Origin of the sequence: Streptomyces sp. NPDC051664 (assembly GCF_044453545.1) — a bacterium.
Classification (GTDB): Bacteria; Actinomycetota; Actinomycetes; order Streptomycetales; family Streptomycetaceae; genus Streptomyces.
In genome coordinates this window covers 1-15,361 of record NZ_JBITCU010000021.1, presented here as the reverse complement: position 1 = coordinate 15,361, position 15,361 = coordinate 1, and the positions used below count along the sequence as shown (strand labels likewise).

Annotated in this window: 11 protein-coding genes and 2 pseudogenes; 1 reads left to right on the top strand and 12 read right to left on the bottom strand. The window is 66.8% G+C overall.

The window, feature by feature from the left end; translation table 11 throughout:
* Positions 1-70 precede the first annotated feature (70 nt).
* Positions 71-211 (top strand): annotated as a pseudogene (locus tag ACIA8E_RS29480) (IS5/IS1182 family transposase); the annotation flags it as partial.
* Between the two features lie 22 nt (positions 212-233).
* On the opposite strand, the gene ACIA8E_RS29475 reads toward ACIA8E_RS29480, so the two are convergent.
* The 12 genes and pseudogenes from ACIA8E_RS29475 to ACIA8E_RS29420 form a co-directional block, all read right to left on the bottom strand.
* Positions 234-473, bottom strand: coding sequence for an NUDIX hydrolase (locus tag ACIA8E_RS29475; RefSeq protein WP_399302444.1), 240 nt, complete (start codon positions 471-473; stop codon positions 234-236).
* Positions 474-672: 199 nt separating this feature from the next.
* The gene (gene fxlM, locus ACIA8E_RS29470; protein WP_399302442.1) at positions 673-2,814 is read right to left on the bottom strand and encodes a methyltransferase, FxLD system; all 2,142 of its coding nucleotides are present in this window, start codon (positions 2,812-2,814) and stop codon (positions 673-675) included.
* 23 nt (positions 2,815-2,837) lie between these two features.
* On the bottom strand, positions 2,838-4,826 hold the full coding sequence (locus ACIA8E_RS29465) for an ATP-binding cassette domain-containing protein (protein WP_399302439.1): 1,989 nt from the start codon (positions 4,824-4,826) through the stop codon (positions 2,838-2,840).
* The gene (locus tag ACIA8E_RS29460; RefSeq protein ID WP_399302437.1) at positions 4,823-5,293 is read right to left on the bottom strand and encodes an NUDIX domain-containing protein; all 471 of its coding nucleotides are present in this window, start codon (positions 5,291-5,293) and stop codon (positions 4,823-4,825) included. The genes ACIA8E_RS29465 and ACIA8E_RS29460 overlap by 4 nt, the downstream gene beginning before the upstream one ends.
* Positions 5,290-6,165 carry a phosphotransferase enzyme family protein gene (locus ACIA8E_RS29455; RefSeq protein ID WP_399302435.1) on the bottom strand — a complete coding sequence of 292 codons (876 nt, stop codon included), beginning with the start codon at positions 6,163-6,165 and terminating at the stop codon, positions 5,290-5,292. Before ACIA8E_RS29455 ends, ACIA8E_RS29460 begins: the two co-directional genes overlap by 4 nt.
* A gap of 815 nt (positions 6,166-6,980) precedes the next feature.
* Entirely contained in the window at positions 6,981-8,480 is a 1,500-nt protein-coding gene (locus tag ACIA8E_RS29450; protein ID WP_399302433.1) for an alpha-N-arabinofuranosidase, read from the bottom strand.
* A 136-nt stretch (positions 8,481-8,616) separates the two neighbouring features.
* Positions 8,617-9,519 carry a carbohydrate ABC transporter permease gene (locus tag ACIA8E_RS29445; protein ID WP_399302431.1) on the bottom strand — a complete coding sequence of 301 codons (903 nt, stop codon included), beginning with the start codon at positions 9,517-9,519 and terminating at the stop codon, positions 8,617-8,619.
* Positions 9,519-10,367 carry a carbohydrate ABC transporter permease gene (locus ACIA8E_RS29440; RefSeq protein ID WP_399302580.1) on the bottom strand — a complete coding sequence of 283 codons (849 nt, stop codon included), beginning with the start codon at positions 10,365-10,367 and terminating at the stop codon, positions 9,519-9,521. Before ACIA8E_RS29440 ends, ACIA8E_RS29445 begins: the two co-directional genes overlap by 1 nt.
* 185 nt (positions 10,368-10,552) lie before the next feature.
* Entirely contained in the window at positions 10,553-11,902 is a 1,350-nt protein-coding gene (locus ACIA8E_RS29435; RefSeq protein WP_399302429.1) for an ABC transporter substrate-binding protein, read from the bottom strand.
* A 1,241-nt stretch (positions 11,903-13,143) separates the two neighbouring features.
* Positions 13,144-13,396 (bottom strand): annotated as a pseudogene (locus ACIA8E_RS29430) (alpha-galactosidase); the annotation flags it as partial.
* Positions 13,397-14,169: 773 nt separating this feature from the next.
* A complete protein-coding gene (locus tag ACIA8E_RS29425; RefSeq protein WP_399302427.1) occupies positions 14,170-14,463 on the bottom strand; it encodes a hypothetical protein in 294 nt (97 codons plus the stop codon).
* A 152-nt stretch (positions 14,464-14,615) separates the two neighbouring features.
* Positions 14,616-15,137 carry a hypothetical protein gene (locus ACIA8E_RS29420; protein ID WP_399302425.1) on the bottom strand — a complete coding sequence of 174 codons (522 nt, stop codon included), beginning with the start codon at positions 15,135-15,137 and terminating at the stop codon, positions 14,616-14,618.
* Positions 15,138-15,361 lie beyond the last annotated feature (224 nt).

Sequence of the window (15,361 nt, the reverse complement as noted above, 5' to 3'; positions counted from 1 at the left end):
TGCCGTCGTGCTGCGGCGGAACCAACGGTGCTGCCGGCCGCGGATTCGCCCGCTGACGTCGACGCCGACAATCGAGCGCACGATCTCGTGGCTGTCCGGCTACCGCAGACTCAGCCCCCGCTACAAGCGCCAACCCGCCAACTACCTGGCCTTTCTCGGCCTTGCCGCTGCCTTGTGCTGCTACAAGCGACTCCTCAAACTCACCACGTAGGACACCGTCTAAGTAACCCAGGTCACTCAAACTTCGATGGCACAGGACAGCTCTCAAGAGCGCTGCTGTCCTCGACCGCTTCGCGCCGGGCGGTCTGGAGCGGATCTTCCCCTTGCGCGTCGAGGTTGCCGCCCGGGAACTGCCAGAGCCGCGAGCCGTAGACCGAGCGTAGCTGTACCGGCCGGTCGTGCTCGTCCCGGACGTACAGACAGCCGTACACCGTGTGGTGGGGGACGGTCTGCGCGTACTGCGATGGCGTCATCGGCATGGGGCGGCCGGGCCGGGCAGGGCGGTGGTCGAACTCGACGGCGTGCGGCGCCCTTCGGCGTTGCAGCGGTCCTCTTCGTCCTGCGTGGTGAACATCTGAGAAGGCACGCCCTTCTCGGTAGCGGTTCTGGCGACGGCAGTGCAGCGGAGCCGCCGAGAGTGCCGTCAAGCCGGTCGTCCGGATGTAGACCCCGTCAGGACCAGCCCATGGGGACGTAGGAGGTGCCGTTGGAGATGGCCTCCAAGGCGACGCGCGTGTACTCGACGATGGGCTCGGGCAGCGCATCCAGCGGCCACCAGCACCACTCGGTGCAGCACTCCGGTTCACGTACGACAGGCTCGCCCTCCCAGCGGGAGGGAGCGAAGAACAGCCCCATGCGCGGGATCGTGCTCCCGGGGTCGAGCAGGTCGAGGACGTGGACGAGTGACAAGTCGCTCTGCGGGATGCGGAGTCCGGTCTCTTCCTCCGCTTCCCGGACCATGCAGGTGACGGCGGATTCCATGTCTTCGCGGTGTCCGGCGGGAAGGTGCCAGGTCGAGGGGGCGAAGGCACTGTCCGGGTGGCGCTTGCCCAGAAGAACGGCCCCGTCACGGAGGAGGACGAGGTGGGCGCCGACGATGCTGCGGCTGCGGTGATCGCGCGGCTCGCGGACTTCCACCACAGGAAGCGTTGCGTCCTGGCGCCCAGCGGGCTGGTCCGCGTTGTGGTGAGCGTGCAGGACCGCGGCGGCGCCGGGGTCCATGGTCATCTCGGCGATTTCCTCGATACGGGTCCAGCGAAGCTGGATGCCCTCGCGTAGATCGATCTCGTGCGCGGGGGTGTTCAGCGTGCCGTGGTAGACGCGCACGCGGCCCTTGAAGGCCCCGCTCGCATCCAGGGTGTCCAGCGTGGCGAATCCGGTCAGGTCCGGGATGACGAGTCCGATCTCCTCGTCGAGTTCCCGGGCGATGGCTTCGTCGCAGGTCTCGCCCCTCTCGGTGTCTCCGCCGAGCAGGGCCCAGTGTCCCGGGCGCCAGATCGGTCTGTTCGCCGAGCGAAGGTGGAGCAGGTAGCGGCCGTCGTCGTCGGTAAGCAGAGCCGCGGTACCGGGAATCGTCGGCCAGTCGATCACGACGAGGGTGTGCTTCTTGACGAACACGTGCGGAGCACCGGTCGCGGGCGTGGGGCTGTTGTCGTCCAGGGGGTGAATGGTGATGCGCGGGCAGAGGGCGGCGCGGTGGTTGCGCTGCCAGTGCTGGACCTGCTCGACCATCTCCTTCGCAGCCAGGTGGCCGTGGGGCCCGTAGCCGTGGACGACGAACTCGTACAGGCCGTTGCCGTCGTCGCCGTCGGAGAAGCGCTCGGTGGCCAGCCGCGCGAGGGAGGAACCGCGGACGATCGCGGCGCCGGGCCAGTGCTTGGGCGGCGGGTTCAGGACCCCGTTGTCGCCGTCGGGGTCGACCGCAAGGCGGCAGAAGCCGGGCAGGGCGCCGGCCAGGTAGAGGGTGAGGGCGTCGAAGGGTTCCTGGCCGCCGACGGTGACGTGGGTGTGCGCCACGGTCGGTTCGCGGGTGAGGGCGGGGGCGAGCTGGTCGACGGGCAGTGGGGCGCCGTCTTCCCAGGAGAGGTGTACGCCGGTGCCGGGGACGGTGCGCCGGTTCGCCTTCCAGACGCCGTCGCCCTGCATAGCGACGAAGCCGCAGACGATGAGCGGCTCGTCGCTGTGCAGGGCCCTGTCGTGCTTGGTGAAGCCGATGGCCCAGTGGTAGCCGTGTAGGCGGAGCGGGGCGACGAGGCGTCCGCCGTCGGTGAGAGCGTCGATCCAGGGCAGGTCCCAGGTGTCGGCGGTGACCAGGATGGCGTCGAAGCCGCCGTCCGGCACGATGCCGGCGGGCAGGTGCTCGGCGTCCGCGGTGACCACGTGGACGTGGTCGTATCCGGTCTGGGGCAGGAAGCGGGTGGCGCGGTCGGTGACGGCCGGGTCGATGTCGAGGGTGGTGACGCTGCCGGTCGGGCCGACGAGTTCGGCCATGAGGGCGGCGTTGTAGCCGCCGGAGCCGATCTCCAGGACACGGTGGCCTGGCCGGATGCGGGCGGCTTCGAGCATGTCGGCCTGCAGCCAGGGCGCAGAGATGGAGCTGATGATGCTGCCGTCGTCGCTGTGGCGGGTGGCGACGATGTCGTTGGCGTACGCCTTCCGGACCGGTACTTCGGGGGAGAAGGCGTGCCGGGGCACGGTACGCAGGGCCTCGTCGACCGCGGGGCTTCGGATGTGACCCGCCTCGGCGAGCTGGTCGGCCAGCTGGTGGCGCAGGGTGAGTGCTTCGTCGAGGTCGGTGGTGGGGGGTGTCGTCACGGCGGGCCTTTCGTGCGAGCGGGTCATGCAGGGTCCGAGACGGTGGGTGCGGCAGGGTTCGGGATGCTGGCGGTGGGGGCGTACTGGGCGGCTTGGGTGTCGAACATGGCGGCGTACCGGCCGCGCGTGGCGATGAGTTCGTCGTGTGTGCCGTGTTCGGCGAGATGTCCTTGGCTGAGGACGTAGATGTGGTCGGCGTGGCGGACGCCGGACATGCGGTGGGTGACCAGGACGACGGCCCGGTTCGGGGCGGCGAGGCGGCGGATGCGGTCGAAGGCTTGGATCTCGGCTTCGGGGTCGAGGGCGGAGGTGGGCTCGTCGACGATGAGGACGGTGTCCGCCTGCGATGTTGAGCTACGCCAGTGGGTGCGGGCGAGGCCCACTTTCTGCCATTCGCCGCCGGAGAGTTCGATGGCTCCGCGGAACATGCGGCCGAGCATGCTGTCCAGCCCGTTGGGCAGTTTGGCGGTGACGGATCCGGCTCCGGCGTAGTCGACGGATGTCTGCAGGTCGCGGGTCGAGGCGTCGTGGCCGGGGCGGCCGATGCGGATGTTCATCGCGGCAGTTACGGGCCAGCGTTGGAAGTCCTGGGTGAGAAGGGAGACGCGGTCGAAGACCTGGGAGCGTTCCAGCCCGGAGATGTCGGCCTCACCCCATCTCACGGTTCCGTCGTGAGGGAGGAGCAGCCCGGACAGGATCTTCATCAACGTGCTCTTGCCGGAGCCGTTCTCACCCACCACGGCGGTGACCGACCCCATGGGGAAGGTGAGCGTCACGTCGTCCAGGGCCGGTGCGTCGCGGTCGGGATACCGGTAGGTGACGTGCTCCAAGGAGACCTGCCTGACCTGGGCAGGGACGGGACTGCCGGTCTGCGGGATGGCGCGTTGGGCGGCCTCGACCAGGAACTGTCCGTGGTCCCTGACGTAGAGGGACTCTTCGTGCAGCTGGTTGATGTTCATCACCAGGGCGCCCAGGCTCGCTGACCCGGTCCGTACCGCGATCACGGTGGTGCCGGCGACGGCGAGGCTCAGGTGCCCGGCCATGATCAGCCAGATCATGCTTCCGTAGGTGGCGGCCATCGCCAGCCCGGACAGCGCGGAGGCGACCCATTCGGTGATGGCCTTGCTGGAGGCCAGGCGTTCCTGTTCCGCTTCTGCGCTCGCGGCCATGCGCCGGTACCGGTCGAGAAGGAAGGGGCCGACGGCGTGGATACGTACTTCTTGGGCAGCCATTCGCTCGGTGAGAAGGTTTCCGATGAGACGGCTGGCCCGCAGGTGCTCAATCCAGCTCATCATCGACACATAACGTTCCTGTGCCACCCGCATGGCGCCCCAACCGCGGGGAGCCGCGATGACCAGCAGCATGGGCAGCAGTGCCGGGTGCAAGACAGTGAGCACACCGGCCGTGGCGATCAACGAGATGGTGCTGTTCAGCGCGGAGACGCAGGCGCCGATCATGCGGCGCGCGGAGGCGGGCCCGTACTGGGCGATGTCGATCAGGCGGCGGAAGTCCGGATCGTCAATCGCTTCGAGTTCGACGGCGGTTGCCGCGGCCAGGTATTGCGTCGTGGCGATCCGCTCGACCTTCGGCTCCAGGCGTCCGGCCCGAGAGGTCGACCAGCCGGCCAAGGCGGAGTTCACGACGGCGACGCCTGCGGCGGCGAGCAGGCCCGGCAGTAAGGCGTGCAGCCGCTCGACAGGGTCTCCGGCCCCCAAAAGCGCGTGCATGACTGCGTTGATGGCAAGCAGGCCGACCGCAGCGGCGATGCCCTGGCCGAGTTCGCTGATCGCCACCACCACGAGCGCGCGGCGATCCGCGCTCCAGGCCATCCGCAGGGTGGCGCTGACGAGTCTGGGCATCTGACGCAGCGCTGACCGCATGGTCAAGTCCAGGCCCGCGTGCTCGTGTTGGGACCAGCCCATGTCGTAGCGCAGTGGCCCACCGAAGAGCTCTCGCTCCGCGTCGGAGACCTGAGGCTCCGCCATGCGGACCTTACCGAAGAATCGCTTCACTCGCTGCCTCCCTGCGTCGGCCAGTTCAGAGCCCGGTAGGACGGGCCGTGGGCGAGCATGTGGAAGATGTGGGTGGCGTAGGGGTGGCAGTCCGGCGGGGGCTTGTCCATCGGCACCCAGAACAGACCTTCGTGCTTGTCCGGCTCGGCGTTGTGCGGCTCGCCCTCCCAGGACTGGGCGACGAACACAGCGGTGACCCTGTCCAAGCCATCGCCGGGTTCGTGGTGGTGGATGAGGCCGCAGAACTCCTGCTGGTCAGCGCTGATGCGGACCCCTGTCTCTTCGTTTGCTTCGCGCCGCGCGGCGCGATCGAGCGCTTCGCCGGCTTCCAGATGGCCGCCCACGACGGTGAGTTGTCCCGGTGCGAGGGGCGCGTCCCGCTTGCGGCGCACGCACCGGGCGGCACCGTTCGCACGGAGCAGGACCTGGGCCACGTCAGAGATCAGCAGGTGAGGCGCGTCGCTCACAGACGGCCCTCCTGCATCAGGCATTCGACGGTGCGCCGGCCGCGCGCGGTCACGAGCGGGTCGCCGTGCCGGGGGCCGTAGGCGAGTGCGCTGGCGGCGTCGGCTACAGAGAACGCTCTCAGCGCCCGTTCTTCTGTCTCGGACAGAGGTCGGCCGTACCCCTCGAACAGGGCGGTTCGCAGTTCGGGGTGGTCCGGCCACAGCGAGGTGGCGAGTTTGACGAAGTCGGTGACGAGAGGGCCCGGTTCGCTGCGCTCGAAGTCGATCAATGCGCAGCGTCGGCCGTTCCACAGCAGGTTGCGCTCCCAGAAGTCCCCGTGCCTCCACCCAGCCGGTAGCGGTCCGCAGCCGGGCAGCGCGCTCACCAGGTGCCGCAGCGTGTCGGCTTCCGCGGCGGACAGATGGTCGCCGGCCTCCGCGAGGTGCTTGTCCAGGCCGGCCACCGTGTTCTCGACGACTCTGGCGGCTTCAGGCTGGACCAGGGGGCCGGTCATTGCGTCGTGGAATCGGCGCAGGAGCTGGCCGGCCTGCCGGTGGGCAACGCGGCGGCGCGCGGGTGACTCCTCATCCTCCAACGGCTCGCCGTCCACAGCGGTAAGGATCAGGGCGAGCAGCTCTGCAGAACTGTCACGCAGCACCGGGGCGTTGCCGTGGCCGAGGTGAGGAACGGCCACCCGGTAGGCACAGGTCTCGCGCGTATACAGGATCGGCTTGGGCGCCACTTTCACGTAGTGGTCACCGGCCGGTCCGGTCACCCTCCACACCTGGGAGTTGTCGCGGGCATGCGAGGCGTCCCGCACACAGTTCAAGGGGCCCAGCTCGCTCTCCACCCAGGTGGCGAGGGAAGAGGGAAGACGAGTGGATTCCGTCATGCCAGGTACCTCGTATCCGGTCGTGACCCCTCGGCGAGCAGGGCGGCGCGGTCGGAGGTGATGCGAGGGTTGGTGCCCGAGGAGACAGCGGTGTTCTCGAACGCAGGATGAACGAGCGCAGGGCGGCGTACGGGATGCATGGGGACCCCTCGGGGCGAGATGCGGACAGGTGCTCGGGTAACGGAGGTTCTGCTGTCGCCGTAACGGGTGGGAGCGGGCGAAATCTAGAACCCGATTTCGAATACCAGACACTCTGCTTGTGTGGCCGAGTGTGGCCGAGTGTGGCGGGCTGTGATGCTGTGTTCGATCACTCATGTGGGAGCTTCTTCGCCGAGTACGACACCAGCAGATTCTTCGTCTGCTGGTGGTACACGAGCGTGATGCCCAATGACCTGGGCAGATGCCTACGTTCGAGGCTCTGCACAGTGCCTTGGCCCGGTACTGGTCCGGATCTTGAATCGGGAGGGGCGATGTGGGCCGTCCCCCGTCGGCAGTCGCAGCCGGAGCAGACCGCCCGCGACGGTGTGGGCGGTCTGACGCCTTGTCAGACGGGCTCGTTCGTACGGAGCTTGTGCATGCCGTCCCAGGGCGACGAAGTCCAAGCGAGTCGCGCGACTGGTCTGTCCTGCAGGGGAGGAGCAATGGCGGAGCCGGTACGAGTACGCAGACTGACCGATCAGGAGCAGCAACGACTGCAGCAGATAGTGCGCCGGGGCAGCGCCACCTCGGCGAACGTTCCGAGTGAGTTTGCCGTGACATGATCTGGCGCCGCGACAGGACTCCGACACGGCGCCAGATCTGCTTCGTGTCGTCGCTCAGCGTAGGGCGATCGCCGTCCATGAAATCGGCGGCAGCTCGATGGTGAGCACGCCGTTGACGAGTGTCGCGCTCGTGTTTGCGGACGGGGTCACCCGGTGCTGCTCGGCGAGCGTGTTCTTCGCGTACACGTCGGAGTCGGCGAGCGTGACCGCCTCGACGATGCGCGACGAGCCGAGGCTGCGCACGTCGATCACGACCTGCGCGGCCTCCTCCAGGTCACGGTTGACGAGGAAGACCGCGGCCCGGTCCTCGTCGATGGTCGCGACGGCGTCGATGACGGATGCCTCGCCGTGGCGCGCCGTTTTGTAGGTTGGCGTCTCGATCACAGGCCGGATCACCTCGCCGGAAGCAAGCCGGCTCGTGATCGAGAACGGGTAGAAGATCGTCTGCCGCCAGGCCGGGCCGCCGGGCTCGGTCATGATCGGCGCGATCACGTTGACGAGCTGCGCGAGTGATGCCGAGGTGACGCGGTCGCTACGTTTGAGGAGCGTCATCAGCAGGTTGCCGACGACGACGGCATCGGCCAGCGTGTACATGTCCTCGAGTTGCCGAGGGGCGTAGCGCCACTCGTCGTTGACCTCCTCGGACGCCTGGTGCTCCTTGAGGTACCAGACGTTCCACTCGTCGAAGGAGACGTTGATCTTCTTGTTTGAGCGCTTCTTGTACCCCACGTGGTCGGCGGTCGCGACGACGGTGTCGATGAAGTAGTCCATGTCGATCGCCGAGGCGAGGAAGGAGCCGAGGTCGCCGTCGTGCTCCTGGTAGTACGCGTGGCACGAGACGTAGTCGACATAGTCGTAGCTGTGCTCGAGCACCGTGCGCTCCCAGTCGCCGAATGTCGGCATGCCGGAGCCGGAGGAGCCGCAGACGACGAGTTCGAGGTCCTGGTCGGCCGTCTTCATCGCGGCGGCGGTGCGGGCGGCGATCTTGCCGTAGTCGTCCGCCGTCATGAAGCCGGTCTGCCACGGTCCGTCCATTTCGTTGCCGAGGCACCACATGCGCACGTTGTGGGGGTCCGGCGTGCCGTTGGCGATGCGCAAGTCTGACAGCGCCGTGCCAGACGGGTGGTTGGCGTACTCGAGTAGGTCCAGGGCGGGCAGGATGCCTCGCGTGGCGACGTTGACCGCCAGCATCAGCTCGGAGCCGGTGAGCTTGAGCCACTTGGCGAACTCGTCGAGGCCGACCTGGTTCGATTCGAGCGAGTGCCAGGCGAGGTCGCGGCGCACCGGGCGATTCGCGCGCGGGCCGACCGAGTCCTCCCAGCGGAAGCCGGAGACGAAGTTGCCGCCCGGGTAGCGGATGGTCGTGCTGCCGAGCTCCCTGACGAGTTCGACGACGTCCATGCGGAACCCTTCATCGTTCGCGCTCGGGTGCTCCGGCTCGTAGAGCCCGGTGTACACGCAGCGGCCGAGGTGCTCGACGAACGAGCCGAAGGTGCGGCGTCGGACAGGAGCGATGACGGCCTGCTTGTCGAGCTCGATGTGGGCGCGGGGCAATTCAATGGTCCTTTTCTATGGGATGGCGCGGGGCGTGCCGTGGGCTGAGCGATGCCGCCGATCAGCGGCCTGCCCCTGCCGAAGGCACGGCAGGGGCAGGCGTGAGACGGTCTGGGGGCAGAACCCGGTGCTGGCTTCAGCCCTTCACGGCGCCGGTGAGACCGCCGACGATCCGCTTCTCGAAGATCGAGAAGAAGATCAGCGCGGGCAGCATTGCGAGTGAGGTGAACGCGAGGACCTTCGCGGTGTCCAAGGAGTATTGCGAGGAGAACGCCTGGACGCCGAGCGGCAGGGTGAAGTTTGCTTGCGAGTTGAGGATGTACAGGGGCAGGACGTAGTTGTTCCAGCTACCGATGAACGCGAGGATGCCGACGGTCACCACACCGGGCAGTGACAGCGGGATCACCATGCGGAAGAAGAATCCGAGTCGGCTCGCACCGTCGATCGCGGCGGCCTCCTCGATCTCATTTGGAATGGCTCTGAGGAACGGCACCAGGATGATGACGGTCGTCGGCAGGCCGAAGGCGATCTGCGGGACGATCACGCCGAACAGGTTGTCGACGAGGCCGAGTTCCTTGATGAGGATGTACAGCGGGGTGATCGCGATGACCATCGGGAACATCAGGCCGGCGGCGAACAGGGAATACATCGCGCCCTTGAGCTTGAAGTCATAGCGTGCGAGCACGAAGCTCACCATCAGGCCGAGGACGACGATGCCGACGGTGCTCACGAGCCCGACGATGATGGAGTTGGCGAATTCGCCCCAGAACGTCGTCGACGTCAGGACGCTGATGTAGTTGCTGACGACCCAGGGGTGCGGTAGGGCGGCCGGGCTCGTGGTGATCTGCGAGTTGGTGCGGAATCCGCCGAGCACGATATAGAGCACCGGTGCGATGCAGACACCGATGAAGAGCAGCGCGATGAAGTAGGTGAAGGGATTCCCCCACTTCTGCGGCTTGTCGCGATTGTCGCGACGGTCGATGGGGGCATCCGGCTCCACGGCGGAGGAAAGCCAGGAGTTGGTGGTCGTCGCGCTCATCAGACGGCTCCTTCGGTGACGGCGCCCCGGAGGTCACGGCGCAGGACGAAGCGCTGGTAGATCAGCGCGACGATGAGCGAGATCAGGAACATCACGACCGCGACGGCGCTGCCGTAGCCGTAGTTGCCCGCGCTGCGGCCCTGGGCGACCATGTAGATTGCCATGGTCGAGGTGCCCGCAGTGCCCGCGACGTACTGACCCCAGATGATGTAGACGAGATCGAACAGCTGCAGCGAGCCGATGACCGACAGGAACGCCCAGATGCGGATCGTCGGCCCCAGCAGCGGCAGCGTGATGCGGCGCTGGACCTGCCAGTAGGAGGCGCCGTCGATCTGAGCGGCCTCGAAGAGCTCGTCGGGGATCGACTGCAGGCCGGCGAGCATCAGAATCACCGCGAAGCCGATGTACTTCCATGAGATGATGCCCATCAGCGTCCAGATGGCCAGCTTCGGGTTGGAGAGCCACTCAGCCTGCAGGAAGCCCAGGCCGATGTGCTGCAGCAGGTCGTTGATGGCGCCGTTGCTCTGGAGCATCAGGCTCCAGCCGGTGCCGACGATGACCTCGGAGACGACGTAGGGCACGAAGACCAGGACGCGGATGATCGAGCGGCCGCGGATCTTCTGGTTGAGCAGGAGCGCGAGGGTGATCGCGAGCGGGCCCTGGATAACCAGTGAGAGCACCATGATCAGGCCGCTGTGCCACAGAACTTGCTGGAACGCGGGGTCGGTGAGGATCAGCTTGTAGTTGTCCAGGCCGACCCAGTCGGTGGGCGCCCCGTAGCCGTGCCACCGGTAGAAGCCGTAGAACGCAGCGAGCGCGACCGGGAAGATCACGAACGCCAAGAACATAATGATTGCCGGTCCGGACAGGACCGCGATCTCGAGTCGCATCTTGACACGGCCGCGGCGGCGCCCAGCCGCTCGCGGCGAAGTCGGAGGCGCGGACTTGGCCGCGCCCCCGACTCCAGGCGTGCCCTGCGACTGGCGGCCTGTGGCCGTGTCAGTACCCAGGGTGTCGCTCATTGTCTACTTACTCAGCCCTTCGCGGCAGCAGCATTGGTGTCCTTGGCGATGCCGGCGGCGGAGCCCTGGCCGGCCATCAGTTTCACGACGGCGGTGTTCATGGCGTTGCCGACGTTCTGGCCGTACTCGGTGTCAAGGAACATCATGGAGTAGGCGGCCTTGTTGAAGGCCTGCAGTGCCGAGATGTTGTAGGAGTCGGTGACGACCTCCTGGGCCTCCTTGTTCACCGGGATCGTGTAGAAGGCCTTGGCATAGGGCTCCTGCTGGTCCTTGGTCACAAGGAACTCGAGGAAGCCAACGGCCTCCTTCGGTGCGTTCTTGGACAGCGAGAATCCGTCGAGGCCGCCCATGATGGCGGTCGGGTCGCCGTGGCCACCGGCCACGGCAGGGAAGGGGAACCAGCCCAGGTCAGGGAGCGGCTTCTTGTTCGGGGTCAAGTTGGCGATCACACCGGGGTCCCAGTTGCCCATGAGCTCCATGGCCGCCTTGTGGTTCGCGAGCATGCCCGCCGACGACCCGGCGCCCTGCTGCGACGAGTTCGTCAGGAAACCCTTCTGGAAGGGCTCGATCTTCAGGAACGAAGCCAGGTCGTCGCCGGCCTTGGTCCAGCACGGATCGGTGAACTCGAGCGACTTGGCAGCCCTCTTCATGGTGTCCTGGCTGCACGCGCGCAGGGCAAAGTTGTAGTACCAGTGCGCAGCCGGCCAGGCGTCCTTGGCACCGACCGCGATCGGCGCGACCTTGATCGCCTTCAGCTTCGCGACATCGGCCTCGAGCTCGTCCATCGTCGTCGGCGTCGAGGTGATGCCGGCCTGCTTGAACAGGTCCTTGCTGTAGTAGATGCCCTCGGGCTGCGTGTCGACCGGCATCGCGTAGACCTTGCCGTCGATCGAATAGCCTGCGACACCCGCCGCGCCTGCATTCGCCTTGTCAGCGGCGGTGAGGTTCAGCGCCTGGATCTGGCCGGCGTCGACCATGGCCTGCATCTTGCCGCCACCGCGCTGAAGGAAGATATCCGGCGCGGAGCTCGAGTTGAGCGCGGTCTGCAGCTTGCCGTCGAAGTCCTCGTTCTGGACCGCCTGGATCTTGATCGTGACGTTCGGGTGCAACGAGTGGTATGCCTTCGCGGCGGCCTTCCAGTATTCCGCACCGGGCCCGGGCGTCGCGTTCTCCCACAAGGTCAACGTGACCTTGCCATCGGACGCACCGCTGCTGTTGTCGCCGCCGCCGGCGCAGCCGGTGGCAGCGAGTGCGATGCCCAAGCCGATCGCGACAGCCGTCGCGCTGCGTGCTTTCCTCGTCATCGTGGAAACTTCCTGATCCGTCGTCATTGTCACAATGGGTGGGGATAGTTCGCGCAAGGCAATGGCCTGTTGGGTGTGCCAAAATTTCGTGCATGCGCTGATCTGGTGTTCAAGCGTCAGGCCAGCCGTGGCGACAGCGAGGGTCGGGCACAGTGCGCGAAGTCGTGTCGATCACTGCAACCCCTGCTTTCCGGCTCCGGGCATGCGCGTGTGGACGTGCCAGGTGGACGGGTGTGACCGTATGGAGTCGTGTCCGTTACGGAGAGGCGTCGATCGCTGGAGTATGCGCTCGGCGCAGAGCGGTAGTCAATGACTCATTTCCGAAAGTTCGCCGAAACTTACGATGCCGAGCGCAACTGACGTTGCGTCGTGTGGGCTTGGCGGGTTGGGCTGGTGGGTGATTACCGCTCTGCGGTGCAGCCGGAGACGAGGCCGGCGATGGTCGGATGGCTCTCGGAGTAGTACTTGCGGGGGCCGAGGTGCCGCTCGAGGGACCTCCACTGCTTGTGCTCGGCGTTGGCGTGCTCGACGCATATCCGCTCCGCGGATTGCTTCTTGCGGGCTTCCTCCCAGACAGTGATCTTCTCGGCCGACGCGTCCTTGGTGGGCTTCTTCAGCGGCGCCTGGCCTGGTCGGGAGACCGTTTGGCCCCGCCCCGGTATCCGGCATCCATCTTGGTCTTGACCTGTGGGTATTGCTCGAAGAGGGCTCTATCCCCTCGGTCTTGACCGCAGTCTGATCATGCATGCGGCCCGGCCGGAGCGCACCGGTCCACGGAGTGCGGCCCTGTCCGTCGGTGATGACGGTGGCCTTCTCGGTGTTCTGCCGCAGATCGCCGGACACGAACGCACGCCAGGTCAGGGCGGCCCGCCTTCGGACGCCGGACCCGTACCTCGGTGCCGTCCGCGCCCAGCTCAACACCTTTCGCGGTGGCGTGGGCGAAGGCATCCGCCAGTGTGTACAGACGCAGTCCTGCCTCGCCGGGGACTGCGAAACCCCGCGCCGCCAGGGGTTGGACGGGTCTCATGGACGGCGGATGTGACGGTGGAGCGGTCCACGCTGTAGAAGACAGCGAGGGCGGCGTGCGGAAGCTGGAACCGCAGGATTACCAGGGTCGCGATCGCCCGGTCGGTGAAGACCAGTTGCTGCCTGGGTCCGCCGCCCTCGGCGCGCAGACGGTCATGGCCTCGGCGTTCGCTCGGCCGGGACTCTTCCCGCGCCGTCCACGGCCTGGCCAACTCGGCGATGAGCGCCCCGAATCGACGCCTCGCCAATGCCCGTGCAGATATGACGCGAGCGACCACGACGTACCGGTAGCCGGCGTCCCGCATGCCCGAGGACACCATCGCGTCGGCGGCCTGGCGCACCTGGACCTCGGTCATCCCGCACCCGAAGCTGTTCCAGCTGTTCCACCCCCAGCGGCGAGGTGAGCGCCGGGCTGCCGGGCGCGGCCGTGGCGGTGGAGTGGGAGGAGGTCGTCACGGACGCGGTGACCGTCAGCATGGCGGTCACGAGGAGGCGGAGCCGTCGTCCGCCTGATCGGCTGGGCACCTACGGCTCCTTCGGATATTAGAGCGGCGACCGTAGGTCAACACCGTCCACGAAACCGGCCCCGCTCCGGCGCCAAAGGGCTGTCCATCCGCTCAGCCCGGCCATTCGATCGGCTTGACCTGTGGCGTTTCATCCATATAGCGGTGCGAATGTTTCGACGGCATTCGCGAATCATGCGAGAAGTATTGACACCGTTCCCCGGTTCCCTATCATCCAGGTTGCTCGACACTTCGACCTTTGTTCGATATCACGAACAAACTGGAACCGCTCCACTCGCACAGCAGGGCACCTCCAGGTCACGCCCACCGCAACGGCCGAGCTGCAAGGAGCGCGCCGGTCGGGGCACTGATCTGTACTTCCTCTACGCCTCTCGCTGAGGCTTGTGGGCATACAGCAGCTACTGGTTGAACTCGTGCTGTCATCGCAGGGCGGGGCCGGGACGTGGTCCATTTGGGAGCGGGACCGGGCGAGCGGTGGTCAGCGCCGAGGTGGTGCGGGAGACGCCGTGCAGGCTGTCGGCCGGAGTCTGCGTCTCGGGGAGGCACGCCTTGGTTCCTGCAGGAGGTCGCGGGTGTGGCCATGGCGGAGGCCAGGGTCTCGACCGGCTGCCAGTCGGTGTCCTGGTTTGTGCGGTGGCTGTTCGACGTCGTGGAGCGCTTCGTCGCTGAAGCGGACGGTGAGGTGGCTGATAGGTCGATGTGTCGGGTGGCGGTGAACAAGGGCGGCCGTTCGGGTGTTCTGGGGTGTTGTGTCGCGGTGGTGCGGCAGGTCGGCTATCGGGAGCGGGTGGTGCGGGGCTGTGCCGGAGCGGAGACCGCTATTGCCGGCAAGGTCTGCGGTTTGGAGCAGGGCGGGCCGAGTCGGATGGAGAGGGGTCCGCCCACGGCGTTCAGGTGCGCTTCCGCCCTGACCAGTGCACGGTCCTTCTCCCGGTCGGTCATGGAAGCCGGGAGCTGCAGGACGGTTCGTCCGTCCGCCCTGGACGGCTGGAAGCCGTGGCTCATCAAGACGGTGGTGACCTGCTCGGTGCGGGCAGGGGCGGTGACATCCGATTCGGTGACCGTCATGTGGACCTCGTGTCCGGCCGGGTCGTCGGTATGCAGGGTCGTGAGGTCGACGATGTCGTGCGTGAGCGCGTAGAGCCCGGTGTACGCGTCGATGAGCGCGTCCTCGGCCCCGCTACCAGGCGGGACTGCAGCTGAGTTCGCTCATCTTGTGGCTACGCGATCTGCTGCCGTGACCACCGGGCGAACAGACTTCGCCGCCTGCGAGGTTGATTCGTGAACGCCGTTTGCGGGACACCCAGCGCATCGAGCTGTGACAAGAGCCGAACCTCTTGCTCCGATGTGACAGCGATCCACAAGGCTGTGCCCGTGTCGCTGGCGCTGAAGATCTCTCGACCCTGTCGCCACGCCTCGGCATGAATCGTGTAGGGAGCCAAGGCCAGAAGCACGTCGAACTGCGTGTCGTCGCGGACATCGACGTCAATCCCCATGCCAGGATCACCTTTCGCAGACCGGACGCCCTCGGCCACCTCGTTGGCGGCCATCGACAACACCTGCTCGTACGCGGGCGCCACTTCCCGTGACCATGCGATATCGCTGTAGGCATCGACGTGAGCCGTCTCGATGCTGTCTCGCAGGACACGAAGCGCCTCACGGTGAACACGTACCACGTCTGCTGCCTCCAGGCCGTCTCGGAGGAACAGGTCTCGACGTGGTTCATCGGCTTCACTGGTCATGCGGCTCAGCCTTTCACGCGCCGATGTCGTCCGTTTGAAGGGCCTGACCTTTCGCGGCTGCGGCTGCCGATGTGGCCACGCAGCTGACGACTTCGCGCGCCCACAGCCTGATCATTTATCAGACAGTGCCTAGTAGGGCTTGGTCAGGTCGGTTGTGGTGGTGCGTGTCCTGGGGGTCCGGTGTGGCGTTGAGAGTGTGTGACTCCGGACGAGATTGCTGTGGT

Excerpts from the sequence above, each read along its gene's own strand:
- ACIA8E_RS29420 (WP_399302425.1), bottom strand. The coding sequence starts at position 15,137 with ATGACCAGTGAAGCCGATGAACCACGTCGAGACCTGTTCCTCCGAGAC.
- ACIA8E_RS29445 (WP_399302431.1), bottom strand. The coding sequence starts at position 9,519 with ATGAGCGCGACGACCACCAACTCCTGGCTTTCCTCCGCCGTGGAGCCG.
- ACIA8E_RS29425 (WP_399302427.1), bottom strand. The coding sequence starts at position 14,463 with ATGACGGTCACCGAATCGGATGTCACCGCCCCTGCCCGCACCGAGCAG.
- ACIA8E_RS29455 (WP_399302435.1), bottom strand. The coding sequence starts at position 6,165 with ATGACGGAATCCACTCGTCTTCCCTCTTCCCTCGCCACCTGGGTGGAG.
- ACIA8E_RS29475 (WP_399302444.1), bottom strand. The coding sequence starts at position 473 with ATGACGCCATCGCAGTACGCGCAGACCGTCCCCCACCACACGGTGTAC.
- ACIA8E_RS29440 (WP_399302580.1), bottom strand. The coding sequence starts at position 10,367 with ATGTTCTTGGCGTTCGTGATCTTCCCGGTCGCGCTCGCTGCGTTCTAC.